General features: G+C 53.1%; 23 protein-coding genes and 1 riboswitch. Of the genes, 15 read left to right on the top strand and 8 right to left on the bottom strand.

The genetic code is table 11. From position 1 onward, the window contains the following. Positions 1-56 precede the first annotated feature (56 nt). Positions 57-1,862, bottom strand: coding sequence for an AMP-dependent synthetase/ligase (locus tag Q3A88_RS03425; RefSeq protein WP_039285311.1), 1,806 nt, complete (start codon positions 1,860-1,862; stop codon positions 57-59). A 410-nt stretch (positions 1,863-2,272) separates the two neighbouring features. Between Q3A88_RS03425 and leuA the strand changes: the two genes are divergently transcribed. From leuA to leuD, 4 genes are read left to right on the top strand one after another with little or no spacing between them, the layout of a single operon-like run. Beyond that, on the top strand, positions 2,273-3,871 hold the full coding sequence (gene leuA / locus Q3A88_RS03420; protein WP_317177409.1) for a 2-isopropylmalate synthase: 1,599 nt from the start codon (positions 2,273-2,275) through the stop codon (positions 3,869-3,871). Further along, a complete protein-coding gene (gene leuB / locus Q3A88_RS03415; RefSeq protein WP_010298064.1) occupies positions 3,871-4,962 on the top strand; it encodes a 3-isopropylmalate dehydrogenase in 1,092 nt (363 codons plus the stop codon). Before leuA ends, leuB begins: the two co-directional genes overlap by 1 nt. A gap of 2 nt (positions 4,963-4,964) precedes the next feature. After that, positions 4,965-6,365, top strand: coding sequence for a 3-isopropylmalate dehydratase large subunit (gene leuC, locus Q3A88_RS03410; protein ID WP_014916661.1), 1,401 nt, complete (start codon positions 4,965-4,967; stop codon positions 6,363-6,365). Positions 6,366-6,378: 13 nt separating this feature from the next. After that, positions 6,379-6,981: a 3-isopropylmalate dehydratase small subunit gene (gene leuD, locus Q3A88_RS03405; RefSeq protein ID WP_039526799.1), complete on the top strand. Its 603-nt coding sequence runs from the start codon at positions 6,379-6,381 to the stop codon at positions 6,979-6,981. 68 nt (positions 6,982-7,049) lie between these two features. Here leuD and Q3A88_RS03400 read toward each other — a convergent pair whose 3' ends face one another. The 4 genes from Q3A88_RS03400 to Q3A88_RS03385 form a co-directional block, all read right to left on the bottom strand. Continuing rightward, the gene (locus tag Q3A88_RS03400) at positions 7,050-7,361 is read right to left on the bottom strand and encodes an AzlD domain-containing protein (protein ID WP_039465790.1); all 312 of its coding nucleotides are present in this window, start codon (positions 7,359-7,361) and stop codon (positions 7,050-7,052) included. After that, on the bottom strand, positions 7,358-8,092 hold the full coding sequence (locus Q3A88_RS03395) for an AzlC family ABC transporter permease (RefSeq protein ID WP_110162391.1): 735 nt from the start codon (positions 8,090-8,092) through the stop codon (positions 7,358-7,360). Before Q3A88_RS03395 ends, Q3A88_RS03400 begins: the two co-directional genes overlap by 4 nt. A gap of 105 nt (positions 8,093-8,197) precedes the next feature. Then, the gene (locus Q3A88_RS03390) at positions 8,198-9,034 is read right to left on the bottom strand and encodes an AraC family transcriptional regulator (protein ID WP_317177408.1); all 837 of its coding nucleotides are present in this window, start codon (positions 9,032-9,034) and stop codon (positions 8,198-8,200) included. A 210-nt stretch (positions 9,035-9,244) separates the two neighbouring features. After that, positions 9,245-10,864 carry a methyl-accepting chemotaxis protein gene (locus Q3A88_RS03385; protein WP_317177407.1) on the bottom strand — a complete coding sequence of 540 codons (1,620 nt, stop codon included), beginning with the start codon at positions 10,862-10,864 and terminating at the stop codon, positions 9,245-9,247. Between the two features lie 544 nt (positions 10,865-11,408). Between Q3A88_RS03385 and tnaC the strand changes: the two genes are divergently transcribed. From tnaC to Q3A88_RS03365, 4 genes are all read left to right on the top strand, one after another. After that, positions 11,409-11,519, top strand: a complete 111-nt coding sequence (gene tnaC / locus Q3A88_RS03380) for a tryptophanase leader peptide (protein ID WP_072010003.1) — start codon at positions 11,409-11,411, stop codon at positions 11,517-11,519. 96 nt (positions 11,520-11,615) lie between these two features. Further along, positions 11,616-13,016, top strand: coding sequence for a tryptophanase (gene tnaA, locus Q3A88_RS03375; RefSeq protein ID WP_039497944.1), 1,401 nt, complete (start codon positions 11,616-11,618; stop codon positions 13,014-13,016). A gap of 200 nt (positions 13,017-13,216) precedes the next feature. Continuing rightward, positions 13,217-13,444, top strand: a complete 228-nt coding sequence (locus Q3A88_RS03370; RefSeq protein WP_014916669.1) for a hypothetical protein — start codon at positions 13,217-13,219, stop codon at positions 13,442-13,444. Positions 13,445-13,472: 28 nt separating this feature from the next. Further along, complete coding sequence (locus Q3A88_RS03365) at positions 13,473-14,033, top strand: hypothetical protein (RefSeq protein WP_317177406.1); 561 nt, start codon at positions 13,473-13,475, stop codon at positions 14,031-14,033. 182 nt (positions 14,034-14,215) lie between these two features. Here the strand turns inward: Q3A88_RS03365 and sgrT are convergent, their stop codons facing one another. Further along, the gene (gene sgrT, locus Q3A88_RS03360; protein ID WP_039521610.1) at positions 14,216-14,380 is read right to left on the bottom strand and encodes a glucose uptake inhibitor SgrT; all 165 of its coding nucleotides are present in this window, start codon (positions 14,378-14,380) and stop codon (positions 14,216-14,218) included. 90 nt (positions 14,381-14,470) lie between these two features. Between sgrT and sgrR the strand changes: the two genes are divergently transcribed. From sgrR to thiQ, 4 genes are all read left to right on the top strand, one after another. Further along, positions 14,471-16,129 (top strand): HTH-type transcriptional regulator SgrR, encoded by a 1,659-nt coding sequence (gene sgrR / locus Q3A88_RS03355; protein WP_317177405.1) that lies wholly within the window; start codon positions 14,471-14,473, stop codon positions 16,127-16,129. A 37-nt stretch (positions 16,130-16,166) separates the two neighbouring features. Next, positions 16,167-16,264, top strand: a riboswitch (TPP riboswitch). An 80-nt stretch (positions 16,265-16,344) separates the two neighbouring features. After that, entirely contained in the window at positions 16,345-17,328 is a 984-nt protein-coding gene (gene thiB / locus Q3A88_RS03350; protein WP_317177454.1) for a thiamine ABC transporter substrate binding subunit, read from the top strand. Then, the gene (gene thiP, locus Q3A88_RS03345) at positions 17,304-18,911 is read left to right on the top strand and encodes a thiamine/thiamine pyrophosphate ABC transporter permease ThiP (protein WP_039555365.1); all 1,608 of its coding nucleotides are present in this window, start codon (positions 17,304-17,306) and stop codon (positions 18,909-18,911) included. The genes thiB and thiP overlap by 25 nt, the downstream gene beginning before the upstream one ends. Continuing rightward, complete coding sequence (gene thiQ, locus Q3A88_RS03340; protein ID WP_110162386.1) at positions 18,898-19,608, top strand: thiamine ABC transporter ATP-binding protein ThiQ; 711 nt, start codon at positions 18,898-18,900, stop codon at positions 19,606-19,608. Before thiP ends, thiQ begins: the two co-directional genes overlap by 14 nt. 4 nt (positions 19,609-19,612) lie before the next feature. On the opposite strand, the gene Q3A88_RS03335 is transcribed toward thiQ, so the two are convergent. Next, on the bottom strand, positions 19,613-21,235 hold the full coding sequence (locus Q3A88_RS03335) for a family 43 glycosylhydrolase (protein WP_110162385.1): 1,623 nt from the start codon (positions 21,233-21,235) through the stop codon (positions 19,613-19,615). 486 nt (positions 21,236-21,721) lie between these two features. Between Q3A88_RS03335 and Q3A88_RS21870 the strand changes: the two genes are divergently transcribed. The 3 genes from Q3A88_RS21870 (at position 21,722) to ilvN (ending at position 23,921) form a co-directional block, all read left to right on the top strand. Then, positions 21,722-21,829 carry an ilvB operon leader peptide IvbL gene (locus Q3A88_RS21870; protein WP_015731251.1) on the top strand — a complete coding sequence of 36 codons (108 nt, stop codon included), beginning with the start codon at positions 21,722-21,724 and terminating at the stop codon, positions 21,827-21,829. A gap of 110 nt (positions 21,830-21,939) precedes the next feature. Next, the gene (gene ilvB, locus Q3A88_RS03330; RefSeq protein ID WP_181393540.1) at positions 21,940-23,604 is read left to right on the top strand and encodes an acetolactate synthase large subunit; all 1,665 of its coding nucleotides are present in this window, start codon (positions 21,940-21,942) and stop codon (positions 23,602-23,604) included. 5 nt (positions 23,605-23,609) lie between these two features. Continuing rightward, the gene (ilvN, locus tag Q3A88_RS03325) at positions 23,610-23,921 is read left to right on the top strand and encodes an acetolactate synthase small subunit (RefSeq protein ID WP_039517747.1); all 312 of its coding nucleotides are present in this window, start codon (positions 23,610-23,612) and stop codon (positions 23,919-23,921) included. Positions 23,922-23,956: 35 nt separating this feature from the next. On the opposite strand, the gene Q3A88_RS03320 is transcribed toward ilvN, so the two are convergent. After that, positions 23,957-24,727, bottom strand: coding sequence for a DedA family protein (locus Q3A88_RS03320; RefSeq protein WP_014916681.1), 771 nt, complete (start codon positions 24,725-24,727; stop codon positions 23,957-23,959). Positions 24,728-25,059 lie beyond the last annotated feature (332 nt).

The following is a 25,059-nucleotide window of genomic DNA, read 5'->3' as shown; positions in this document are numbered from 1 at the left end:
TGAGGCCGAAAACCACATTTCTTTTCAGGAAACGCGCATCTCGGCCTACAACATCATCAAGACTCGGCGTACATCGCATCAATTTCCAGCTGGTAACGCTGGTTGATGATCTTCCTGCGCAGCTTGAGCGTTGGCGTCAGTTCCCCTTCTGCCATCGAAAACGGCACAGGCAGCAGCGTGAATTTCTTCACCTGCTCCACGCGGGAAAGCTCTTTCTGCATCTCCCGCAAGCGCTGCTCGAACAGCTCAATAATATGGCTGTGGCGCAGCAGCTCCAGACGATCGTGATACTTCAGGTTGATAGAGTGAGCGTATTCTTCCAATGCCTCAAAGCAGGGAACAATCAGCGCAGACACGTACTTACGCGTGTCCGCAATAATCGCAACCTGCTCGATGAAGCGATCCTGTCCCAGCGTGCCTTCCAGATGCTGCGGGGCAATATATTTACCGCCGGAGGTTTTCATCAGATCTTTCAATCGTTCGGTAATAAACAGGTTACCATTGGCATCCAGTTCCCCCGCATCGCCGGTTTTCAGCCAGCCATCTTCGGTAAAAGTGTCTGCGGTTTCCTGCGGACGGTGGAAATAACCCCGCATGATGGTCGCACCGCGCACCTGAATCTCTTTTTCCTCACCAATGCGGACTTCAATGCCCGGCAGCGGCGTACCAATAGAGCCCAGGCGGAAGCGACCTTCCTCCCAGCAGGAAACCGTCGCACAGGTTTCGGTCATGCCGTAGCCATAAATGATGCGAATCCCGATCGACCGGAAAAACAGAATGATGTTGTCATCCAGTCGTGCGCCTGCGGCTGGCATAAAGCGAATCTCGCCCCCCAGTAACTGGCGCAGTTTTCCTAACACCAGACGGTCTGCATAGTGGTGCATAACGCGACGGAAAAGACCGCCCTTCTTCGCGGTCTGGCTCGCAAGAAAAGCGCGTTGCCCCTGCGCGATAGCCCAGTTAAATAGCCGCTGGCGATACCACGGCGCCTGCGCCACTTTTTCATGGATAGCGCTATACACTTTCTCATAAAAACGCGGTACGGCGCACATCACGGTAGGCTTCACCGTCTGCATTGCCTCACGCACCAGATTCGTGTTGCTGAGATACACGTTCTGCGCGCCGCGGTGCATAATGACAAAGCTCCAGGCGCGCTCAAATACGTGGGAAAGCGGTAAGAAACAGAGCGATACGTCATTTTCTGACATATCCAGACGATCGTCATGCAGCTTAAGCTGCATCGCCATGTTGGTGTAATCCAGCATGACACCTTTCGGCTCACCGGTAGTGCCAGAGGTATAAATCAGCGTAAACAGATCGTTGAGATCGCGGCTGTCGATACGCGTTTGCCATTCATCACGCCAGAAATCTTCTACGGCCTGCGCTTCAAATTCATGCAGAGATTGTGCGATGTCGCTACCGCGCAGGTTAACGCCTTCATCCATCACGATAATGTTTCGCAGTTGCGGGCACGTGTCCCGCAGCGCCAGCAGCGCATCCAGTTGCTCCTGACCACCAACGAATATCGTACGGATATCCGCATCATTGATGATGAATGCCGCCTGTGCCGCCGTATTCGTGGCATAGATCGGCACGCTGATCGCACGCAGGTGCAGCAGCGCCAGATCGGCCAGAGACCAGTTCATTGAGTTATGAGAGAAAATCGCAACCCGTTCCTGAACGTCCAGCCCCAACGCTAAGAGCGCGCTGGCAATGCGCTGAATGCGCTGCCCGGCCTGTGTCCAGGTGAGCTGCTGTTCGCCCGCAGGCGTCCACTCGCGCAACGTAATGCGGCCTGCGCAGTGATTGATTCGATCTTGGACCCGGTGCACCACATGGTATGGCTGTAAATGATTATTCATCTGTAAAAGAATTTCTAAGGGGGAAGAATTTGACAGCGTTTCAGCGTACAGCTGTACATTATTTGGCGTGCAGTCTACCGTCATTGTTCAAAACCGCAACGATCTTTCGTTCATTCGACGCAGGCTATCGCTGGTTTACTTGATGCACATCACACCAATCAAAAGTTGACATAACCCTGATAATCGCGTACCAATAAAGGAACACCGAATTTTAGATGACGAGACACCATGTTCAACTTTACTGTCCTACTAGGCCTACTACTAAACGCATCCTTCTTGCGCGGTAGGTTTGTGGGCAGAGTTCAGAACTAAGTTTCTCGCCACACGATACAAAAACCCGCGCTGATGCGCGGGTTTTTTTTTACTCGCCGAGCGCCAAGTACAAGTAGACACGACAAGGAACTAAACCGATGAGCGAGCAAGTCATTATTTTCGATACCACATTACGCGATGGTGAGCAGGCTTTACAGGCGAGTCTGAGTGTAAAAGAAAAGCTGCAAATTGCCTTCGCCCTGGAACGTATGGGTGTTGATGTCATGGAAGTCGGCTTTCCTGTTTCCTCTCCCGGCGACTTTGAATCTGTTCAGACGATCGCCCGTAACATCAAAAACAGTCGTGTCTGTGGCCTGACTCGCTGCGTCGAGAAGGACATCGATGTCGCCGCAGAAGCGCTGCGTGTCGCAGAAGCGTTCCGTATCCACACCTTTATCGCGACCTCGCCGATGCACATCGCCACGAAGCTGCGCAGCACGCTGGATGAAGTGATCGAACGCGCCATTTACATGATCAAACGCGCGCGTAACTACACAGACGACGTTGAATTTTCCTGCGAAGATGCGGGCCGCACGCCAATCCCAGACCTGTGTCGCGTGGTTGAAGCTGCCATCGACGCCGGCGCTCGCACCATCAATATTCCTGACACCGTCGGCTACACCATGCCGCATGAGTTTGGCAACATCATCTCCTCGCTGTACCAACGCGTTCCTAATATCGATAAAGCCATTATTTCTGTTCACACCCACGACGATCTGGGTTTGGCCGTCGGCAACGCCATGGCGGCAGTGCATGCAGGTGCACGTCAGGTAGAAGGCACGCTGAACGGTATCGGCGAACGCGCGGGTAACTGTTCACTGGAAGAAGTCATCATGGCGATCAAAACCCGCCATAACATCCTGAATGTCCACACGAATATCAATCATCAGGAAATCTACCGCACCAGCCAGTTGGTCAGCCAGATTTGCAATATGCCTATCCCCGCTAACAAAGCGGTTGTGGGTGCCAATGCCTTCGCTCACTCCTCTGGTATTCACCAGGATGGCGTGCTGAAGAACCGTGAAAACTACGAAATCATGACGCCGGAATCCATCGGCCTGAAAGAAGTCCAGTTGAACCTGACTTCCCGTTCCGGTCGCGCCGCGGTGAAACACCGCATGGAAGAGATGGGCTATCAGGACAGCGATTACAATCTGGACGATTTGTACTCTGCCTTCCTGAAACTGGCGGACAAGAAAGGTCAGGTCTTTGATTACGATCTGGAAGCGCTGGCCTTTATCAGCCGTCAGCAGGAAGAGCCTGAGTTCTACCATCTGGATTATTTCAGCGTTCAGTCCGGTTCCAGCGTGATGGCAACCGCCTCTGTCAAACTGATCTGCGGCGAAGAAACCCAGTCAGAAGCTGCAACGGGTAATGGTCCGGTGGATGCCGTTTATCAGGCGATCAACCGCATTACGGGTTATCAGGTTTCGCTGGTCAAATACCAACTGACCGCCAAAGGTCAGGGGCGCGATGCACTGGGTCAGGTTGATATTGTCGCGGATTATCAGGGGCGTCGTTTCCACGGCGTCGGTCTGGCAACGGATATCGTTGAATCTTCCGCGCAGGCAATGGTAAATGTATTAAACAACATCAAACGTGCTCAGCAGGTAGAAAAAGAAATTCAACGTCTGCAGCAGCACAGTAACCAACAACAAAACGATAGCAAACAACAAAACAGTCAGGAAACAGTGTGATGACAAAGAGCTACCATATCGCCGTTTTACCCGGAGACGGCATTGGCCCGGAAGTAATGGCGCAGGCCCATAAAGTACTGGATGCGGTACGTCAGCGTTTTGGCATCCGCATTACCACCAGCGAATATGACGTTGGCGGTATCGCCATTGACCGTCAGGGCACACCGCTGCCGCAGGCGACCGTTGCAGGCTGTGAGCAGGCCGATGCGATTCTGTTTGGTTCCGTGGGCGGCCCAAAATGGGAACACCTGCCACCGGCAGAACAGCCGGAGCGCGGTGCGTTATTGCCTCTGCGTAAGCACTTCAAACTGTTCAGCAACCTGCGTCCTGCTCGTCTGTATCAGGGGCTGGAAGCGTTTTGTCCGCTGCGTAGCGATATCGCCGCGAAAGGCTTTGATATCCTGTGCGTCCGCGAACTGACGGGTGGGATCTACTTCGGCCAGCCAAAAGGTCGTGAAGGTAGCGGTCAATATGAGCGCGCTTTCGATACCGAGGTGTATCACCGTTTTGAGATTGAGCGCATCGCGCACATCGCGTTTGAATCTGCTCGCAAACGTCGCAGCATCGTGACCTCCATCGATAAAGCCAACGTGCTGCAAAGCTCGATTCTGTGGCGCGAGATCGTGAATGAAGTTGCCAAAGCCTATCCCGATGTGAAGCTGTCCCATCTGTATATCGATAATGCGACAATGCAGTTAATCAAAGATCCGTCTCAGTTTGACGTGATGCTGTGTTCTAACCTGTTCGGTGACATTCTGTCCGACGAGTGCGCCATGATTACCGGTTCAATGGGCATGCTGCCTTCCGCAAGCCTGAACGAACAAGGCTTTGGCCTGTACGAACCGGCTGGCGGCTCCGCGCCGGATATCGCCGGTAAAGATATTGCCAACCCGATTGCACAGATTCTGTCGCTGGCGCTGCTGCTGCGTTACAGCCTGGGTGCGGATGATGCCGCAGAAGCGATCGAAAAAGCCGTTAATACCGCACTGGCTGAAGGCTACCGTACTGCCGATCTGGCAAGCACCGGCAGCGCGATCGGCACCAATGAAATGGGCGACGTGATTGCGCGTTTTGTCGCGCAAGGGGCATAACCATGGGTAAGACGTTATATCAAAAATTGTTCGAAGCGCACGTGGTTCATGAAGCGCCGAACGAAACGCCGCTGCTGTACATCGACAGACATCTGGTACACGAAGTGACTTCCCCGCAGGCTTTCGACGGCCTGCGCGCGATGGGCCGCAAGGTTCGTCAACCGGGGAAAACCTTCGCGACGATGGACCACAACGTGTCCACGCAGACCAAAGACATCAACGCCAGTGGCGAGATGGCCCGCATTCAGATGCAGGAATTAATCAAAAACTGTGCGGAATTCGGCGTTCAGTTATATGACCTGAACCACCCGTATCAGGGCATCGTTCACGTTATCGGGCCTGAACAAGGGATGACGCTGCCGGGCATGACCATCGTCTGCGGTGACTCGCACACGGCAACGCACGGCGCATTTGGCTCACTGGCTTTCGGTATCGGTACGTCGGAAGTGGAACATGTGCTGGCGACGCAAACCCTGAAGCAGGGTCGCGCTAAAACCATGAAGATTGAAGTCACCGGCGATGCACCACACGGCATCACCGCGAAAGACATCGTGCTGGCGATCATCGGTAAAACCGGTAGCGCAGGCGGCACTGGTCATGTGGTTGAATTCTGCGGTACCGCTATTCGTGCACTGAGCATGGAAGGCCGTATGACGCTGTGCAACATGGCGATTGAGATGGGCGCGAAGGCAGGTCTGGTCGCACCGGACGAGACGACCTTCAGCTACCTGAAAGGCCGTCAGTTTGCACCGAAAGATGCCAACTGGGATGCCGCCGTTGCGTACTGGAGCACGCTGAAATCCGATGATGACGCGCAGTTCGACACGATCGTCACGCTGGACGCCGCTCAGATCGCGCCGCAGGTCACCTGGGGCACCAACCCCGGTCAGGTTATCGCCGTCAATCAGGAAATCCCTAGCCCTGACTCTTTCAGCGATCCGGTAGAACGCGCCTCCGCGGCCAAAGCACTGGCCTATATGGATCTGCAACCCGGCATTAAACTGACTGACGTGAAGATCGATAAAGTCTTCATTGGCTCCTGCACCAACTCGCGTATCGAAGATTTACGCGCTGCGGCAGAAATCGCCAAAGGGCGTAAAGTCGCCGCTGGCGTTCAGGCTATCGTCGTCCCCGGTTCCGGCCCAGTAAAAACCATGGCGGAACTGGAAGGGCTGGATAAAGTGTTCATCGAGGCGGGCTTTGAGTGGCGCTTACCGGGCTGCTCCATGTGTCTGGCGATGAACAATGACCGTCTGAACCCCGGTGAGCGTTGTGCATCAACCAGCAACCGTAACTTTGAAGGCCGTCAGGGTCGCGCTGGCCGCACCCACCTGGTCAGCCCGGCAATGGCTGCGGCAGCGGCAGTGACGGGTCGCTTTGCCGACGTCCGCGAGTTGAATTAAGAGAGAAACCGACATGGCTAAATTTACTCAACACACAGGTCTGGTGGTTCCTCTGGATGCCGCTAACGTCGATACCGACGCCATCATTCCCAAGCAGTTTCTGCAAAAGGTGACGCGTACCGGTTTCGGCCAACACCTGTTCCACGACTGGCGCTTTCTGGATGATGCGGGCCAACAGCCTAACCCTGAGTTTGTGCTGAATCAGCCGCATTATAAAGGGGCGAGTATCCTGCTGGCGCGGGAAAACTTCGGCTGCGGTTCTTCCCGTGAGCACGCGCCGTGGGCGCTGACCGATTACGGCTTCAAAGTCGTTATCGCCCCAAGCTTCGCCGATATCTTCTACGGCAACTCGTTTAACAACCAGCTGCTGCCGGTGAAACTGAGCGACGAGGAAGTGGACGAGCTGTTCAAGCTGGTTGACGGGCAAGAAGGGATTAACTTCACCGTTGATCTGGAAAATCAGGTTGTTCAGGCGGGCAGCAAAAGCTACCCGTTCGAAATCGACAGCTTCCGCCGTCACTGCATGATCAACGGATTAGACAGCATCGGCCTGACGCTGCAACACGAAGCGTCTATTACCGAGTATGAAAAGAATCAGCCTGCATTTTTGAACTGATTCAAGATTACAGATAGCCCGAAGCCCGCACTTTACTGCGGGCTTTTTCTTTTGGAAGAATGGGGGGATTACAGCAGCGAGGCTATCAGATAAAAAGCCAGCATACTCAAGAGCACCGCGCCCACAATATTTCTGATAAAGAATGAAATTACGACACTCACTATCGCGCCGAGAAAATACGGGTTATCAGGAAAGGCGCGAATCACGCCGTGGTCCATTAAAATAATCGGTCCGCAAATCGCAGTGAGTAAACAAGGTGCTGAATACTTTAATGCACGATGGAGTAACACCGGAATTTTTACCGGTACGGCGGGCTCAAGAAAAATATAGCGATTAAAAAACACGATCCCTGCCAAAACGAATATCAATAACCAGCTCATTTTTCTTCCTTAAGCACAGACGCAACGAACACAGAGAAAAACATGCCGCCGACGCCAGCAATAGCAATCGCACCTTCTACCTTGAAATAGGTCAACAGCATCGACAACAGCAGAGAAAACAGGACGCCAGAAAAGGTGCTGATTTTCTTTATCATCGGCACAACAATGGTGATAAACGTGGCAACGATAGAGTAATCAAGATGATATTTATCCAAATCGGGCACAGATGACGCCATGACCACGCCAAGAATACTGAAGATATTCCAAAAAATATAAAAGGTGAAACCCGCACCAATTAAATAGCTGGTACTAACGTTGTTCTTTCTGTCTTTCTTTTCACTGAGTGCAAAAAGCTCGTCTGATAATAAAAAACCGATAGGAAGGCGCTTTCTCAATTTCAACGTTGAAACATATTCGCGTAACGTCAGGCCATATATCAGATGTTGTGCGGTGATAAAAAAAACGGAGATTAATAGCGTCGCGACATTCGCCCCGGACATGAGTAAGCCCAGCGAAACGAGCTGCGCCGCCCCCGCGAAAATAATCGCGGACATCCCGATACTTTGCCCAACGGATAATCCCGACTGGATAGCCATAGAGCCAGCTAAAATTCCCCAGGGCACCACGGACAAACAGAGCGGAAGCATTTCAACCACGCCGGTCATAAAATGCTTCCACGGACTAACAGTGTCTTTTGATTCAGACGATGAACGGGCTACGGTGTTTTCCATATAACATTGCACTACCATAAAAATATCGATAGCGGAAAACTAACAAAACGTTTTTTAAGAGTATTGGATGAATTTGCTGCGCCCCAGAATAGGGGCCGAGTATAACTACAGATTGCCTTTAGCAAACTCGCCCGGCGTCAGCCCCAACGAGTTTTTGAAATGGCGATGGAAGTGGCTCTGATCGGTAAAACCGCACCGTACGGAAACATCGAGGATCGCATCGCCTTTACGCAACAATGCCTTAGCCTTGCGTAGCCGTGCCTGAATCAAGTAGGCGTGAGGCGTAATCCCCACCACCGCTTTAAACTGTCGTAGGAAATGCCACACACTGAGTTCGGCCAGCGCAGCCAATTCAACGAGAGCCAGTTCTCTCTCAGGATAGCTGTCCATAAACACTTTAACGTTCAATATATTTTGGGTCGCAACCGGCAGCATCTGTGGCGTCAGACGCGTCTTGCTGTAGCGCATCGTCAGCCAGGTTAATGACGACAACAGCAGCGTTTCTTTCAAGAGCATATTGCCCGGCTGAGCGAGCATATTGAACGTCATGAGCAGTTGATCCGACAGCCCAGGATCGTGAACAACCGCGTCGGGAAACCACGGGATGGAATCCTTTGAGCGTTGCAGATCCTGATTAATCGAGAGAAAAAGATCGGGATGCGGATAAATGGCGCGATAGGCCCAGCCGGTTTCGACCTCCGAACTCCCCGTGTGTACATCGTCCGCGTTCACCAGAATGATGTCGCCTTTGGGCGCAACGTGCTCTGCACCGGAACGATAAAAACGCTGAGCCCCCTGCTCAATCACACTGATGCAATACGTATCATGCACATGGCGAGGAAAACGCTGCTGGTAGTACTGCGCCTGCAACATATCCAGACCACCTAATGCCTCCAGGTGTCTGAAATGTGTTTGCTCTTGCACTACCGGCTTTTTATGCACGTGTGAATCCTCTTATCGTTTGTACAAAATTGCTCTGGCGGAAGCGACATAGGCGTACTTCTTTATAGCCAGAAACAGCATACCTGTTTCACTGATTCTATCAGAAGCGGGTTCACATCCCCATGCTCGAAAAAACAACGAAAAAAGCCAGCGACAAAGCCGCTGGCCATTGATGACGCATTCTCGTCTTTATGTCTTTTACCAACCGGGTTACATCAGATGAAATCGGGACACGCCAAGATTCAACCGTTCGGCCTGCTGCTCGAGCGATGCAGCAGACGAGGAAGCCTCCAGCACCAGCGTTGCGTTCTGTTGCGTGACGCGATCCATTTCTGATATCGCTAACGACACCTGATTGATACCACTGCTCTGTTCATCAGACGCCAGCGCGATCTCATTCATGATGCGGGTGACATTATTAATTTCAGCCACAATCTCGGCCATCGCTTTACCCGCTTCGGATGCCAGCGTCGTCCCCTCTGCCACTCTGGCTTCGGATTCTTTAATCAGTGCGGCAATTTCCGTTGCGGCGTTAGCCGAGCGCTGTGCCAGATTACGCACCTCTCCTGCGACTACCGCAAATCCTTTACCCTGCTCACCCGCACGGGCAGCTTCTACTGCCGCATTCAGCGCCAGAATATTGGTCTGAAATGCAATCCCATTGATGAGCGAGATAATCTCAGAAATTTTGCCTGAACTCTTGGCAATGTCATCCATAGAACCGACAACTTGTTCCACAATGCCGCCACCGTTCACCGCTTTGGCTGAGGTCTCCGTTGCCACAACGCTTGCATGGTGCGCATTATCGGTATTCTGCTTCACGGCAGCCGTGAGCTGCTCCATGCTGGCCGCCGTTTCCGCCAACGCCGCAGCCTGCTGCTCTGTTCGTGCAGACAAATCCGTATTACCGACGGCAATTTTCGTCGAACTGCTGTGAATCGACTCCGCACTGTCGCGTACCGAGCCAACTGTTTCGGAGAGCGAATCCTGCATTTGCTGGATGTTGTTCCCCAAAATACCGATTTCATTGCGTCCGACATCCACACTCGCGCGCGTTAAATCTCCGTGCGCGATGGCCTGTATGCGTGACACCCAATACTGCACTGGATTAATAATGACCCGACGAATGACGAAGAACGTCATGCCCGTTAACACGATAGCTAAAATAAAGGCACCCGACATGAGCGTATAACCCAGTGTCGAATTCCGTTCAGCCGTCACATTAATATTTTTTGCCATCTCAACCCGATAAAGATAGGACGCTTTCAACGGCACATCATACTCATCATCCAATTTAGACAGGGTCGTCGACTCAAATGCATTGAGTTCTTCAACATTGCCCTTCTTCGCTATGTCAAACATGGGTTTAATACCGCGTTCAACATAATCGCCATAGCGCGCTTTTAATTCGTTATCGCGGGCGAGTTCAACATTTGAGCGAACTGACCTATTTTGATACCCATTAAACATTTGCTGAGACAGCGACAGACGTTCTTCTGCCGCTTTCATACTCGCATTGTAGTTATCCGTAAGACCATTACGTAAGTGATTCACAGCATGGAGCAAATTCATACGCGCTGCACGCATATGATTAGCACTATCAACCAATTCCATTCGAACATTCAATTCCAACGTCGAACTATTTAACGATTGTTCAGCCTGTTTAAGAAAATAGGACGATGTGGAAACTGCCAAGGCAAAAAGAAGTAAAACACCAGAAAAAACAATGACGAAAAGGGGCGTCAGTTTAATATTGTGCACACCAGGTGCAGCGTGCCAAGGTTCTGGTTTTTCGTAAATCGCTATTGACTGATAAGGAACATCGCTCATTTTTACATCCGTCGAGTTATTCAAAAAATTGCTGTGAAGTAAATTGCTGGTAAGCAAGAAAAAATAAAATGCTGCTATATGTTACAGACTATTTAAAGATTGTGACAATGTGCGTTAAACGCAAGATAAAAAACAATGGGCTATAAAAAATAATTTTATCCATAGGAGCGTCATCACAAAAAACCACCTATGATTTCAAAAGAAATAGTTTCCCCAAAAAACAATTTATAATAAAAACCATTACACTCAATTAGTGAATTATTTTAGTCATTATTCTTACATTAATATTAATTATAAGAGAAAAAAATAGATTAACGGCGTCATTCTTTTTTATTGAGAATAAACACGCTTTAACATTCAATATTACTGACTGATTCACTATTTCGTCATCCTGAATACAGAACCCCACATTACCCCGCACGATGAGCACACAAGGCGTCACACGCCGAGAAAAAGCAGTAAGCCGAGTTGCCATTTCGATCACGGTATTTTCCCGCGGACGTACTATGCTGAAAACGTTCAACTCAATGTGTGAGAGGAGCCTATGGCGCGCACTATTCAGCGTTACCGTTTAAGCATCTCTGGCGATTGCCGGGCCTGGTTCAACATCGACCATCGCCTCACCAATGATTTCCCTCGTCCGCCTCATGCCTGAATCAGCGCCACGCTGATCATTTCCTGTTCCTGCATTCCTTACTTCGGCGTCACATAACGTGTCGCGACGGAATTCTTTTTTCTGGAGATCTATGGCATGAAACGCATCCCTGAACCATTCCGCATTAAGATGGTAGAAAATATCCGCATGACAACGCAGGCGGAACGTGAAAAAGCCCTGACAGAGGCGGGGTACAACCCTTTCCTGCTGCGTAGCGAAGACGTCTACATCGACCTGTTGACCGATTCTGGCACTGGCGCGATGAGCGACCGCCAGTGGGCCGGTTTAATGATGGGTGATGAAGCTTACGCAGGGTCACGCAATTACTATCATCTGTGCGAAAAAGTCGAAACCTTGCTGGGCTACCCGTTTACGATTCCCACCCATCAAGGGCGCGGCGCGGAACAGATTTTATTTCCGTGTCTGATAGCCAAGAAACAGCGTGCTGGCGGCGCGAAAAAGCCCATCTTCATTTCCAACTTCCACTTCGATACCACCGCTGCGCACGTCGAGCTAAATGGCGCTCGGGCCATTAACGTCGTCACACCAAAAGCTTTTGATACGAACACGGCCTATGACTGGAAAGGCGATTTCGATCTGGACCAGTTACAAAGCGTGATTTCACAGCATGGCGCGGAGAATGTCGTCGCCATTATCACCACGGTAACCTGCAACAGTTCAGGCGGACAGCCCGTCTCGATGAGCAACATGCGTGACGTTTACCGTATTGCACAGCAGCATCAGATCCCTGTGGTGATTGATTCGGCACGTTTCTGCGAAAACGCCTGGTTTATCAAGCAGCGCGAAGCGGGCTACGCGGATAAATCCATTAAAGCCATCGTGCATGAAATGTATGAATACGGCGACATGCTGACGATGTCCGCGAAGAAAGACCCAATGGTGAATATTGGGGGGCTGTGCTGTTTCCGCAGCGATGAGGACCTGTTTAACGAGGTGCGCATTCGCTGCGTCCCGATGGAAGGTTTCGTCACCTACGGCGGACTGGCTGGACGAGATATGGAGGCACTCGCCATCGGGCTGGAAGAAGGGATGGACGAAGACTATCTGGCCTACCGTATTGGACAGGTCGCCTATCTCGGAGAACGCCTGAAAGCCGGTGGAATTCCGATTCAGTATCCCGTTGGAGGACACGCTGTCTTTGTTGATGCGGCACGGCTATTGCCTCATATTCCGCCAGAGCAATTCCCTGCGCAGGCCCTTAACAATGCGCTGTACCTGGAAGCCGGTATCCGCAGCGTTGAAATCGGCTCACTTCTGCTAGGACGCGATCCAGACACCGGGCAACAGAAAGCGTCACCACTTGAGCTACTGCGTCTGACTATCCCACGCCGGGTCTACACCAACGACCACATGGACTACATTGCAGATGCCCTTATCGCATTAAAAGCCCGTGCCAGCGATATTAAAGGGTTAACGTTCACCTATGAGCCCCCCGTGCTGCGGCACTTTGTCGCCCGTCTAAAACCAGTGGAATAACCCGCTGTAAGCATGCCCGGTGTCTTTCTCTGCGGGCATGCTTCCTTTCCAGTCTTCCTCTTCAATTTGCTTTTGCGAAGCTGCGCGCAGGCCGATCGCGCCGTTTAAATGTCAGCTAAATAAGCAGGTATATTTCATTCTCGACCAACACCAGCGTTGACAATTGTCAACACACGACTTTACCATGACCCTATATAGCGATGAAAAAACATCCAAATAAGCATATTCAGGCAGCTATTGAATACGCACTAGCGCAAGGCTGGCGTTTTTATCCCAGCAACGGGCATGCATTTGGCAGACTTATCTGTGGCACGCCGGATCACAGTACCCATATGATGAGTATTTGGTCCACGCCATCAGTCCCGGAAAATCACGCAAAGCAGATCCGCCGCAATGTCGATAGCTGCCTGATAACGTTGAAACAATAGAAGGTCTATACGGCTTACCGAGGAATTTATGACAACGTATCACTTTTCTCTCACGCTAGCGGGCGTTTCCGCAGATACGGCTGGGCTGGAAGATGCGCTTTTTGCCAGCGGCTGCGACGACGCTCTGATCTGCTTCTATGGCAGCGCCGTCTATCTCGAATTTGATCGAGAAAGCCCCCGTTTTTCTACCGCGGTTATCAATGCTATTCATGATATCGAGTCCGCAGGCATCCAGGCCAAAGTCCACTCCGTCGATGCAGTCTGGGTTGGGATCAGTGATATCGCAGCCTTGTCTGCGCTGTCGCGTCAGGCTATTGCGCTTCTCAAAGATGGAAAACGCGGTGCGGGCGATTTCCCCTCTCCGGTCCAGCGCTTACGCGGTACATCACCGCTGTGGGAATGGAGCGATGTCGCCGACTGGCTGGCCAAACAAAAAAAAATCCCCCAAGAATTAGCCGATAACGCCCGGGAGCTTGCCACGATTAATCTGGCTTTACAGATACGCAATGCCCACCAGCAGGACGAATTAGCACGTTATTGTGCACTGCTCAGCGAAGGCAAGCCATTACGTGAACCAATCATCACGTAAACAACGCCGCTGATACCTCACTACCCTGCAAACCACCCGCAGCAGACAAAGCTAGCGGCAGGTAAACACCATAAAAAAAGCCAGCGAAAAACTCGCTGGCTGGTGAAACATCACCATTACTCAGAATACATTGTTTTACTTAGAATAAATTGTTTTACTCAGAATAAATTGTTTCGCACCACCTAGAGCCAATGACGGTACTCTTCATCAGACATGTCGTTCAGGTGCCACTGCGTTGCCTGCTGCAATAATGCAACGCGCTGTTGGGTAGACATCCATCGCAACCACTTTGCCTTACAGGTCGATAAGTAGGTTTGATAGAACCGATACAAACGGGAAATCGCCATAAGCCACCTCCTCTCTTTCCTTGTTGGAAAGTATCGACGTAATATAGGGAAAGATAAATTGATGACTTTAGTGCAGGGAGTTCCTCTTTTATGTCTTCTCCTCGATTGCAACAACAGTTCATCCGCCTGTGGCAGCACTTTCAGGGGCAAACCACCGACACCACGCTGCAAGAGCTAACCGGGGTACTGAACTGTTCCCGACGTCATATCCGTTCACTGCTGAACGCGATGCAGCAGGAAGGCTGGCTGATCTGGCAGGCAGAAGCCGGAAGGGGAAAACGCTCTCAGCTATCGTTTGTTTATACCGGACTGGCGCTACAGCAGCGGCGCGCCGAGGATTTGCTGGAACAGGATCGCATTGAGCAACTGGTGCAGTTGGTCGGTGATAAAGAAGCGGTACGCCAGATGTTACTTGCCCATCTTGGACGGAGTTTCCGGCAGGGAAAACATATTCTGCGCATCCTCTATTACCGCCCCTTACGCAACCTGCAGCCAGGTTCGGCGCTGCGGCGTTCGGAAATGCACATTGCACGGCAAATTTTTAGCGGGCTGACCAATATAAATGAGGAAAATGGGGAACTAAAACCCGATCTTGCTCACCATTGGCAAATGCTGGCCCCGCTGCACTGGCGTTTTTATCTGCGTCCGGCCATCCGCTTCCATCACGGTCGCGAGCTCACGATGGAGGATGTCATCACCTCCCTCAAGCGCCTCACCGCATCGCCGCTGTTTTCGCACCTTGAAACCATCACATCACCGATGCCCTTCGTGATTGATATCCGGCTGAACAGCGCGGATAACTGGCTGCCGTGGTTATTAGGCAGCGTGCACGCCATGATTTTGCCGCAGGAATGGCAAACGCTACCCGATTTTGCACAACACCCAATTGGCACCGGCCCTTACGCCGTGGTGCGCAATAATAGCAACCAGCTAAAGATCCGCGCCTTCGATGATTATTTTGGCTATCGGGCGCTCATTGATGAGGTCAATATTTGGGTACTGCCCGACGAGCCAGAGGAAATGCCGGTATCTATCCAACTCCAGTCTGACAATTCTCGTCACGAACAGCTGGAAAGCCGGATGGAAGAAGGCGGCTATTTCCTGCTGTTCGATAAGCGTTCGCCGTTAGCATCACGACCGGAAGCTCAGCGATGGCTCAGGCAGGTCTTTAACCCTATTTCGCTACTCAACCACGCCAATATCAGCAACCAGCGTGACTGGTCTCCCGCCTACAGTTTGCTGCCGCGCTGGCACCATCACCATCCCGATGTACCACAATCCATGCCGAAAGGGCTAACGGACGTCACGCTCACGTTCTATCAGGCACACCCTGAATATCGGATATTAAGCGAGATAATGCACACACTGCTGGCACAACACGGCGTCACATTACATATTCAGACGGTCAGCTACGAAGACTGGTATCAGGGCAATGCCGACAGCGATATCTGGTTTGGTAGCCTGAATTGTTACCTGCCGATCGAATTCTCCCTGTTCGCGATGCTCTACGAACTCCCGCTGGCGCAGCACTGTCTGAATGACGATCTGCACGCGGACGCGCAGCAGTGGCGCAATCACTCGCTGCCGATGGCAGAGTGGTGTGAAAAGCTGATCGCCAGCGGCCAACTGCACCCTCTTCTGCATCACTGGCTACAGCTTCAGGGGCAGCGCAGTATGCGCGGCGTCAGGATGAATATGCTGGGCTGGTTTGATTTTAAATCCGCCTGGTTCGCGCCGCCGGAACGCTGAGAGCCTTTCGCTGCCCGACTTAACCCTTTACAATGTGCCGTTCTCAACGGGGTGCGGAAATATTTTTCGCTGAGAAGATACCCGTCGAACCTGATCCGGTTAATACCGGCGAAGGGATTTGAGAGTGCTGCTCATTGCTGCCTCAAAGTCCTTTGCCACCCTATGATTCTCAGGAGTGCAAAGTGTTAAATCAATTATTACCGCGTTCAGCCACCGTGCTGAAAACCAGCCTGTCTTGCCTGCTACTGCTCTCAGCGTCGGCGTTCGCCAAGCCTGCGCTTACCGTATATACCTACGATTCATTCGCTTCCGAGTGGGGTCCAGGCCCTGTCATCAAGACCGCGTTTGAAAAAGAGTGCGAGTGCGAGCTGAACTTCGTCGCGCTGGAAGATGGTGCCTCACTGCTGAACCGTCTGCGTATGGAAGGCAAGAACAGCAAAGCGGATATCATTCTGGGGCTGGACAACAACCTGTTGCAGGCGGCGGAACAAACCGGCCTGTTTGCGCCACACAATCTGGACACCCGCGCCGTCACGGTGCCGGGCGGCTGGAACAATAAGACGTTCGTGCCTTATGACTACGGCTATTTCGCGTTTGTGTATAACAAAAACACGCTGAAGAACCCGCCGAAAAGCCTACATGAGCTGGTGGACAGCAACGAACCGTGGAAAGTGATCTATCAGGATCCACGCACCAGCACGCCAGGACTGGGGCTGCTGCTGTGGATGCAGAAAGTGTATGGCGATGATGCGCCGCAAGCCTGGCAGAAACTAGCGAAAAAAACCGTTACCGTCACCAAAGGTTGGAGCGAAGCCTACGGTCTGTTCCTGAAAGGGGAAGCGGATCTGGTGCTGAGTTACACCACATCGCCAGCCTATCACATCATTGAAGAGAAGAAAGACAACTACGCGGCAGCGACCTTCAGCGAAGGGCACTATCTGCAAATTGAAGTCGCCGGACAGTTGGCTTCCAGCAAAAATCCCGAACTGGCAAAACGCTTTATGCAGTTCATCCTGAGCCCAACGTTCCAGCAGGCGATCCCTACCACAAACTGGATGTATCCGGCGGTGAAAACCGATCTGCCAGCAGGCTTCGCGACGCTCGCGGTGCCGGAAAAAGCCATGCAGTTCAGCGCTCAGGAAGTCGCTGACCAAAGGACGCGGTGGATTCAGGCATGGCAACGCGCCGTCAGCCACTGATCGGCGGACGTCTGTGGCCAGGGCTACTGGCCACCACGCTGTTAATTTCCGTTGCCACACTGGCTTTCGGTGCCCTGTGGCTACAGGCACCCGAAAGCCAGTGGCGCACGCTATGGCATGACAGCTATCTCTGGCATGTCATTCGGTTTACCTTCTGGCAGGCCTTTCTCTCCGCACTGTTCTCTACCGTTCCGGCCATGTTTCTCGCCAGAGCGCTGTACCGGCGACGCTTTCCCGGCCATCGCTGGCTGCTGCGCCTATGCGCGATGACGCTGGTGCTGCCCGTGCTGGTCGCCGTTTTTGGCCTGCTCAGCGTTTACGGTCGCCAAGGCTGGCTGGCCTCTGCGCTGGGCTGGTTTGACCTGAAATATACATTTTCGCCCTATGGGTTGCAGGGCATTCTGCTGGCGCACGTCTTCTTTAATCTGCCGCTGGCAACCCGATTGCTGTTGCAGTCGCTGGAAGGCATCGCTACCGAGCAGCGTCAATTGGCCGCGAATCTGGGCATGAACAGCTGGCAGCATTTCCGGCTGCTGGAATGGCCCGCCCTGCGCCGGCAGATTTTACCCACTGGCGCGCTGATTTTTATGCTCTGCTTCGCCAGCTTCGCCACCGTGCTGTCGCTGGGCGGCGGCCCGCAGGCAACCACGATCGAGCTGGCTATCTATCAGGCATTAAGCTTTGATTACGATCCGGGGCGCGCGGCGCTGCTGGCGTTAATCCAGATGGTTTGCTGTCTTGGTTTGGTACTGCTGAGCCAGCGGCTGGGGCGCATTCTGCCCGTCGGCAGCACACAACAGCTTGCCTGGCGCAACCCGCAAGATAGCGCTTTAAGCCGCCTCACCGATGGCGTGCTGATTGGTGCACTGTTGTTGCTGGTCGTCCCTCCTTTGCTGGCCGTGGTAGTAGATGGCGTGAACCGATCGCTGGTTACCGTGCTGCAACAGCCTGTGCTCTGGCAAACGCTGTTTACCTCGCTGCGCATCGCCTTAGGCGCAGGACTCCTGTGTCTGGTACTGACCATGATGCTGCTCTGGAGCAGCCGCGAGCTCAAGCTACGCCAGAAGCCACTCTACGGGCAGTTGATGAACCTGAGCGGTATGCTCATCCTCGCCATGCCCGGTATTGTGCTGGCAACCGGCTTTTTCCTGCTGCTGAATAACAGCATCGGGTTGCCGCAATCCCCTTACGCACTGGTGGTGTTCACCAACGCGCTGATGGCGATTCCCTACGCGATCAAAGTGCTGGAAAACCCCATGCTTGACGTTGCCGAGCGTTACAACCGACTCTGCACGTCACTGGATATTCGCGGCTGGCAGCGATTGAAGCTGATCGAACTCGCCGCGCTGAAACAGCCGCTGGCGCAGGCGTTAGCCTTTGCCTGCGTGCTGTCGATCGGGGATTTCGGCGTTATCGCGCTGTTCGGCAATGAGCAGTTCCGCACGCTGCCGTTCTACCTGTACCAGCAAATTGGTTCCTATCGCAGCGCCGACGGCGCAGTCACGGCGCTGCTCTTAATGCTGCTGTGCTTTATGTTATTTACCCTGATTGAGAAACTGGCAGGCCGTCATGATCGCGCTTGAGAAATTGACCTACTTTTATCAGCACTTGCCCATGCGTTTTGATTTTCACGTCAAACCGGGCGAGCGCATCGCCATCCTCGGCCCTAGCGGCGCAGGGAAAAGTACACTGCTGAATCTGGTTGCCGGTTTCCTGATGGCAGACAGCGGGGAATTACGGCTTAACGGCGAACCTCACCGCGAGACACCTCCCGCTAAACGACCGGTGTCGATTCTGTTTCAGGAAAATAACCTGTTTCCTCATTTGACGATCGGACAGAACATCGCGCTGGGGCTACATCCCGGCCTGCGACTGAGTGCCACACAGCGTGAAACGTTACGGCAGATCGCCGATCGGGTCGGTCTGGCAGATCTTCTGGATCGTCTGCCGTCGCAGGTGTCCGGCGGGCAGCGCCAGCGCGCGGCACTGGCACGCTGTCTGGTGCGCCACCAGCCTATTCTGCTGCTGGATGAACCCTTCTCAGCGCTCGATCCTGCGCTGCGTCAGGAGATGCTCGATCTGGTTGAGAGCGTGTGTCAGGAGCGTGAATTCACGCTGTTGATGGTGTCTCACAATCTGGATGATGCCATGCGGATCGCGAAGCGTACGGTGCTGATCGTGGACGGACAGATTTATTATGACGGGCCGACTCAGGCGCTACAGGATGGCAGCGCTGAAGCAGCCGCCATCCTGGGAATTTCACGTCCGTCTTCGGATTGAGAAGCTAAGGCAACGCCTGGTAGCGCAGGTTGCTGAACGTCACCTCGCCTTCGCCTGAAGCATACAGGGCAGGCCGCAGACTGAGGAAATCATACGCGACGTTGTGATGGTAGCCGGACACTTCCATCTGCACCGGGTATTTTTTCCACGGTTCCTGATCCGAGGTTCGGGTGTAGAACGTCACGATATGGCGATCGTTTTTCATCCGAATCTGTACCTCATTGCCCGTAATATGCGGCAATTTCTTCTCCGCCCTTTCCAGCCCGTAGCGATGCATGACGGTGCCATCCTGATTAAACGACAGCCCGACATATAGCTTCGCGTTGTAGAACAGCAATAAACCAGCCTGCGCGCCGGGAGCAAAGTTCGCTGTCACTTCAATCTGGTAAGCCTGATCGCCGGGGATCATCGTCAGCGGCGCGCTATCTTTCGGCGACGTGCCTTTTGCCTTCAAGTGCAGCTTGCCGTCGCTAAGCGTAACCCGCTTTAGCTCTTCCGCATTGGCGCGGTAGAAATGCCAGCGTGCCGGAAATTTCTCGTCGGTAAAGCTATCAGACCAGCCAATGCCGTGAGGCACCGCTTCGCCCCCTGTCGGCTTGCGAATCGGTTTGCCGGTATCAAATCCGGCAGACGTAAACCAGCCGTCATCGCCCCAGACAATTGGCTCCAGCATCGCCTGCCGCCCCAGCGTCATAAAGCCGTTTTCATAGCCGTGATACACCATGTACCAATTTTTATCCGGCCCGTCGATCAGCGTCGCATGACCGCGTGACCACCACTTCTCTGAACGATCCTGCGTGCGGATAATCGGGTTATGCGGCGAGTTTTCCCACGGTCCGTTGATCGATTTAGATCGCGCGGCAATCACCATGTGCCCGGTTGGTGGCCCAGCCGTTCCGCCTTCCGCCAGCACCATATAGAAGTAGTCGCCGTGGCGCAGCATCTTAGGCCCTTCCTGCGAGAAGCTTTCCACATCCCACTCTTCCGGGTACTGCCATCCCTGATAGACCACCGCCATGTCGCCGACCGTCGACAGCCCGTCGTCCGTTAATTGCACGCGGTTGCCACCAGACATAAAGATGTAACGCTTGCCATCCTCTCCCACGACGTGGCCGGGATCGCTGGCCGGGTTTTTCAAGCCCGTATCCTTCGGCAGCGTCCACGGGCCGTGGATATCATCGGCGGTAATCACATACAGCGTCTTCTTTTTCGTCCCTTTGGCGTCGATAATCCGGTTTGTGGTGAAGTAGATATAATACTTGCCGTTGTGTTTCACCAAATCCGGTGCCCAGATCGCATCGACAGGCGTCGTTATTGCTGGGCCAAGCGGTTCCCAGTTCACTAAATCGCGAGAATGCCAAATCAACAGCCCGGGGATGTCGTCAAATGACGAGAACGTCATGTAATAGTCATCCCCGTCTTTGATAATCGTGGGGTCAGGATGATCGCCCGCAATAATCGGATTGAGATAACAGCCATTGCCCAAATCCGCCTGACGCTGCTGTTCAATACCCCGTTTCCATTCGTTAGCAGGGCCAGCCTGACAGGCCATCGCCGTGCCGATACTCATTGCCATCAATAAGATACCGCTTAATACGCCTTTCCCTACCGCTCGGGACACGCCCATTTATCACCACCCACTATCCCAATGATTATTTTATAATTTATAACATTGAAACCCTGTTCCAATTGTGAAAACAGTCACGCTTCTCTCGGTTATACGGCGAAAAATCAGGCGGTAATCGTGCGGTGAAATACCAATATATACCCTAAATAATTCGAGTTTCAGGAAGGCGGCAAGTGAGGGAATCCCGATGAGCTTACTCAAGTAAGTGATTCGGTTGACAAATCTGCTGGGAGCAGATTTGAACGCTGCTTGCAGCGGCCCTTCAGGGCGAGGCCCACGACGGGCCGAGTATTTGAGCGCAGCCAACGCACATGCAACTCGAAGTATGACGGGTATACTGTGACCAATTCGACATATTCAGTTTTTATCCCTTGTAGGTATTGTGTCTTTTTGTACTGCTGTGCTTATATGAGTTGGCGAGTGAATAACTCATTCGAACACAACATTCGGCCATAAATAATTCACTAGAACATAAATAGGATTCCCGTGACGCACTATTCTTCTTCCACTTCAGCACTACTAAGCACCGCGCATGTTGACGCGGTCGTCGTCGTGCGCGTGGTCGTCGTGGTCGTCGTCGGCAGCGCGCCGTAACGGGTTCCGAATCGAAGATTCTCAAACCCCGCCGGCGCAAGCCGAGCGGGGTTTCTTGTTTTTACCCTCCCCGCTCCGACACCGCACCGGCCCTGATGAAGGATGTAAACATGCGTTATACAGGCGCTCAGTTAATTGTTCGGCTGCTCGAACAGCAGGGCATCACCACCGTAGCGGGCATTCCCGGCGGCGCGGCCCTGCCGTTATATGATGCACTGGGTCAGAGTAAGACTATTCGCCACGTTCTGGCTCGCCACGAGCAAGGCGCTGGATTTATGGCACAAGGCATGGCGCGAGCCAGCGGACGCGCGGCGGTTTGTATGGCTTCCAGCGGACCGGGGGCGACCAACCTGCTCACCGCCATCGCCGATGCCAAACTGGATTCGATCCCGCTGGTGTGTATCACTGGTCAGGTGCCTTCCAGCATGATCGGTACCGATGCGTTTCAGGAAGTCGACACCTACGGCATCTCTATTCCCGTCACCAAACATAACTATCTGGTTCGCGACATCAACGAACTGCCGCGCGTGATCCCGGAAGCCTTTCGCATCGCGCAGTCGGGCCGCCCTGGCCCCGTGTGGATTGATATTCCAAAAGACATTCAGAATGCGACCATTGAACTGAGCGAACTGCCGGACGTCTTCCCTCTCGATACGCCGCCCGCCATCGCCCAGCAGGAAATCGAGCGTGCTGCGGCCATGATTAATGCGGCTCAGCGTCCGGTGCTCTATCTGGGCGGTGGGATCATTAGCAGCGCCGCGCACGAACAAGCGATTCAACTGGCGGAACGCTCCAGCCTGCCAACCACCATGACGCTGATGGCGCTGGGAACCATGCCCGTCGATCACCCTCTGTCGCTCGGGATGTTGGGTATGCACGCCGCACGATCAACCAATCTGATCTTACAGCAGGCAGATTTGTTAATTGTGTTGGGTGCGCGTTTTGACGATCGCGCGATTGGTAAAGCGGAACAGTTTTGCCCGCAGGCCAGCATCATTCACATCGATATCGATCCCGCCGAGTTGGGCAAGATCCGCCAACCGCACGTGGCGATCAACGCGGATGTCGCACAGGCGCTGGATCAGCTGCTGCCACAGATTACGCCGCAGCAGCGTGACGTATGGCGCACCACCGTCCGTGGTCTGCAACAGGAATTTCCGTTCAGCATGCCGGGCGCTGACGATCCATTGAGTCATTATGGTCTGGTTCAGGCCACGGCACAGGCGCTGACGGATGATGCCATCATCACGACCGATGTCGGCCAGCATCAGATGTGGGTCGCACAGTCTTATCCGCTGCGTCGTCCACGCCAGTGGCTGACATCCGGCGGGTTTGGGACGATGGGTTTTGGCCTGCCTGCGGCGATTGGCGCGGCGCTGGCTGAACCGGATCGCACCGTGGTGTGTTTCTCGGGTGATGGCAGCCTGATGATGAATATTCAGGAAATGGCGACCGCGGCAGAAGAAGGACTCAACGTAAAAATCGTCCTGATGAACAACCAATCGCTCGGTCTGGTTCACCAACAACAGGATATGTTTTTCCAGAAACGCATCTTCGCAGCCGATTACCGCTACAGCACGAATTTCCTCGCGATTGCCGCAGGGTTTGGCTTTGCAACTTGCGATCTGAACGCCGCCGCCGACCCACAGGCCGCGCTGCAAGAGATGCTCAATCAACCAGGTCCTGCGCTGATCCACGTACTTATTGACGCCAATGAAAAAGTGTTACCCATCGTGCCACCGGGCGCAGCGAACATCGATATGATCGGAGATTAATGACTATGTCAACTCAACTAACTTCGTCAACTCAACCAACTTCAAATCAGGTCACGCTAGAACTCTCTGTGCGCAACCATCCCGGCGTCATGTCACACGTTTGCGGCCTGTTTGCCCGCCGGGCATTTAACGTGGAAGGCATTCTGTGTATGCCGCTGGCCAACGGTGAAGAAAGCCGCATCTGGCTACTGGTCAAAGATGACCAGCGGCTACCGCAGATGATCAGTCAGGTGGAAAAGCTGGAAGACGTCCTTCAGGTTCGCCGTCACGGTGAAGAAATGCGTATTTTCGAGCAGGTCGCCGAGTTTTACTGCTAACTGGCTTGGCCGGGTCTTTCCCGGCCTGCCCAACATTACCCGTTTAACACCTGCCATAGCAGATGACGGTAAACTGGCATCAGCGGGTGCTGTAGTAGTACGATCAGCAAGGCAACCGCTGCCACGGACATCACAGGCGCGACCCAGCGCAGGCGTCTGAGCGGCATCTTTCTGCTAAACCAGTCATGATGTTTACGCTTATCACTGCGCCACCAGCGCCAGTTTAGCCAGCCAGCGCCCCACAGCATGATGGCAGTAATCAGCAACAGCCACTTAAATCCTGCGCTGTTTGTCCCCGCGGGAATATCAATCGCAACGCCAGCCAAAATGCCCGGTAAGAAATAGGCTGGCGGCCACAGCAGGCAGCCGATGATATTCGGTACAGCAAATTTATAAGGCGGTAACCCCAGCATCCCCGCCACCATCGGGATGAGCGGACGCGTCGGCCCGACAAAACGCCCGATCAGTATCGTCGGCATCGGGTGCTGATACAGGGCATATTCGGTTTTACTCAGCAACGCCTGATGCTTTTTCAGGAAAGACCAGTTATGCAGCGGTGCCTTAAAACGCATGCCAATAAAATAGGAAATCCAGTCCCCTAGCAGGCAACCGATAATCCCTGCAGCCCACGCCGGGTAAAGCCCCATTTGTCCGCTGCCGATCAGTGCTCCCAGCGTTGCCATCATCACCGTTCCCGGCAACAGCAGCCCTACCAAAGCCAGAGATTCGAGAAAGGCAACCAGCATGACGGCGATCAGTGAATACGCTAGCGATTGGGTAACCAGATGATCCAGCCACGCTTCCATAAAATCTACCCGTACGTTATAAAAACAAGGATTGTCTGGATCATAGCAGAAGCCGTCAACTCCTGATTTCACCTCATCATCCGATTAGGATTAATGTAAAAATCCAACACACCGGATTACCACGCGATTTCGTCTCTCAGGCGATATTGATCTCCGTCCGCTAGCACGAAACCCAGCAATATCCTACCGAAAATATGTAGCATGATTTATCTATCCTACGTTGAAACGATCTCAGCTCGCAGGTATAGAAAGCCTGTACGTTCTGATAAATATCAACTATTCCCCTTATCAAGGCAGACGCAATATCATTTTCCAATTCAAGCCGTTAGCAC

Source organism: Pectobacterium sp. HCp5_1 (genome assembly GCF_032905925.1).
GTDB lineage: Bacteria > Pseudomonadota > Gammaproteobacteria > Enterobacterales > Enterobacteriaceae > Pectobacterium > Pectobacterium brasiliense_A.
This window is presented reverse-complemented; position numbering and strand designations above follow the sequence as displayed.

Coding starts and splice junctions, on each gene's coding strand:
- leuC (WP_014916661.1), top strand. CDS start 4,965: ATGGGTAAGACGTTATATCAAAAATTGTTCGAAGCGCACGTGGTTCAT.
- Q3A88_RS03335 (WP_110162385.1), bottom strand. CDS start 21,235: ATGGGCGTGTCCCGAGCGGTAGGGAAAGGCGTATTAAGCGGTATCTTA.
- Q3A88_RS03370 (WP_014916669.1), top strand. CDS start 13,217: ATGAAAAAACATCCAAATAAGCATATTCAGGCAGCTATTGAATACGCA.
- leuA (WP_317177409.1), top strand. CDS start 2,273: ATGAGCGAGCAAGTCATTATTTTCGATACCACATTACGCGATGGTGAG.
- sgrR (WP_317177405.1), top strand. CDS start 14,471: ATGTCTTCTCCTCGATTGCAACAACAGTTCATCCGCCTGTGGCAGCAC.
- leuD (WP_039526799.1), top strand. CDS start 6,379: ATGGCTAAATTTACTCAACACACAGGTCTGGTGGTTCCTCTGGATGCC.
- ilvN (WP_039517747.1), top strand. CDS start 23,610: ATGTCAACTCAACTAACTTCGTCAACTCAACCAACTTCAAATCAGGTC.
- Q3A88_RS03395 (WP_110162391.1), bottom strand. CDS start 8,092: ATGGAAAACACCGTAGCCCGTTCATCGTCTGAATCAAAAGACACTGTT.
- Q3A88_RS03385 (WP_317177407.1), bottom strand. CDS start 10,864: ATGAGCGATGTTCCTTATCAGTCAATAGCGATTTACGAAAAACCAGAA.
- Q3A88_RS03365 (WP_317177406.1), top strand. CDS start 13,473: ATGACAACGTATCACTTTTCTCTCACGCTAGCGGGCGTTTCCGCAGAT.
- thiP (WP_039555365.1), top strand. CDS start 17,304: ATGGCAACGCGCCGTCAGCCACTGATCGGCGGACGTCTGTGGCCAGGG.
- thiQ (WP_110162386.1), top strand. CDS start 18,898: ATGATCGCGCTTGAGAAATTGACCTACTTTTATCAGCACTTGCCCATG.
- Q3A88_RS03320 (WP_014916681.1), bottom strand. CDS start 24,727: ATGGAAGCGTGGCTGGATCATCTGGTTACCCAATCGCTAGCGTATTCA.
- Q3A88_RS03425 (WP_039285311.1), bottom strand. CDS start 1,862: ATGAATAATCATTTACAGCCATACCATGTGGTGCACCGGGTCCAAGAT.
- tnaC (WP_072010003.1), top strand. CDS start 11,409: ATGGCGCGCACTATTCAGCGTTACCGTTTAAGCATCTCTGGCGATTGC.
- sgrT (WP_039521610.1), bottom strand. CDS start 14,380: ATGGCGATTTCCCGTTTGTATCGGTTCTATCAAACCTACTTATCGACC.
- leuB (WP_010298064.1), top strand. CDS start 3,871: ATGACAAAGAGCTACCATATCGCCGTTTTACCCGGAGACGGCATTGGC.
- tnaA (WP_039497944.1), top strand. CDS start 11,616: ATGAAACGCATCCCTGAACCATTCCGCATTAAGATGGTAGAAAATATC.
- ilvB (WP_181393540.1), top strand. CDS start 21,940: ATGCGTTATACAGGCGCTCAGTTAATTGTTCGGCTGCTCGAACAGCAG.
- Q3A88_RS03400 (WP_039465790.1), bottom strand. CDS start 7,361: ATGAGCTGGTTATTGATATTCGTTTTGGCAGGGATCGTGTTTTTTAAT.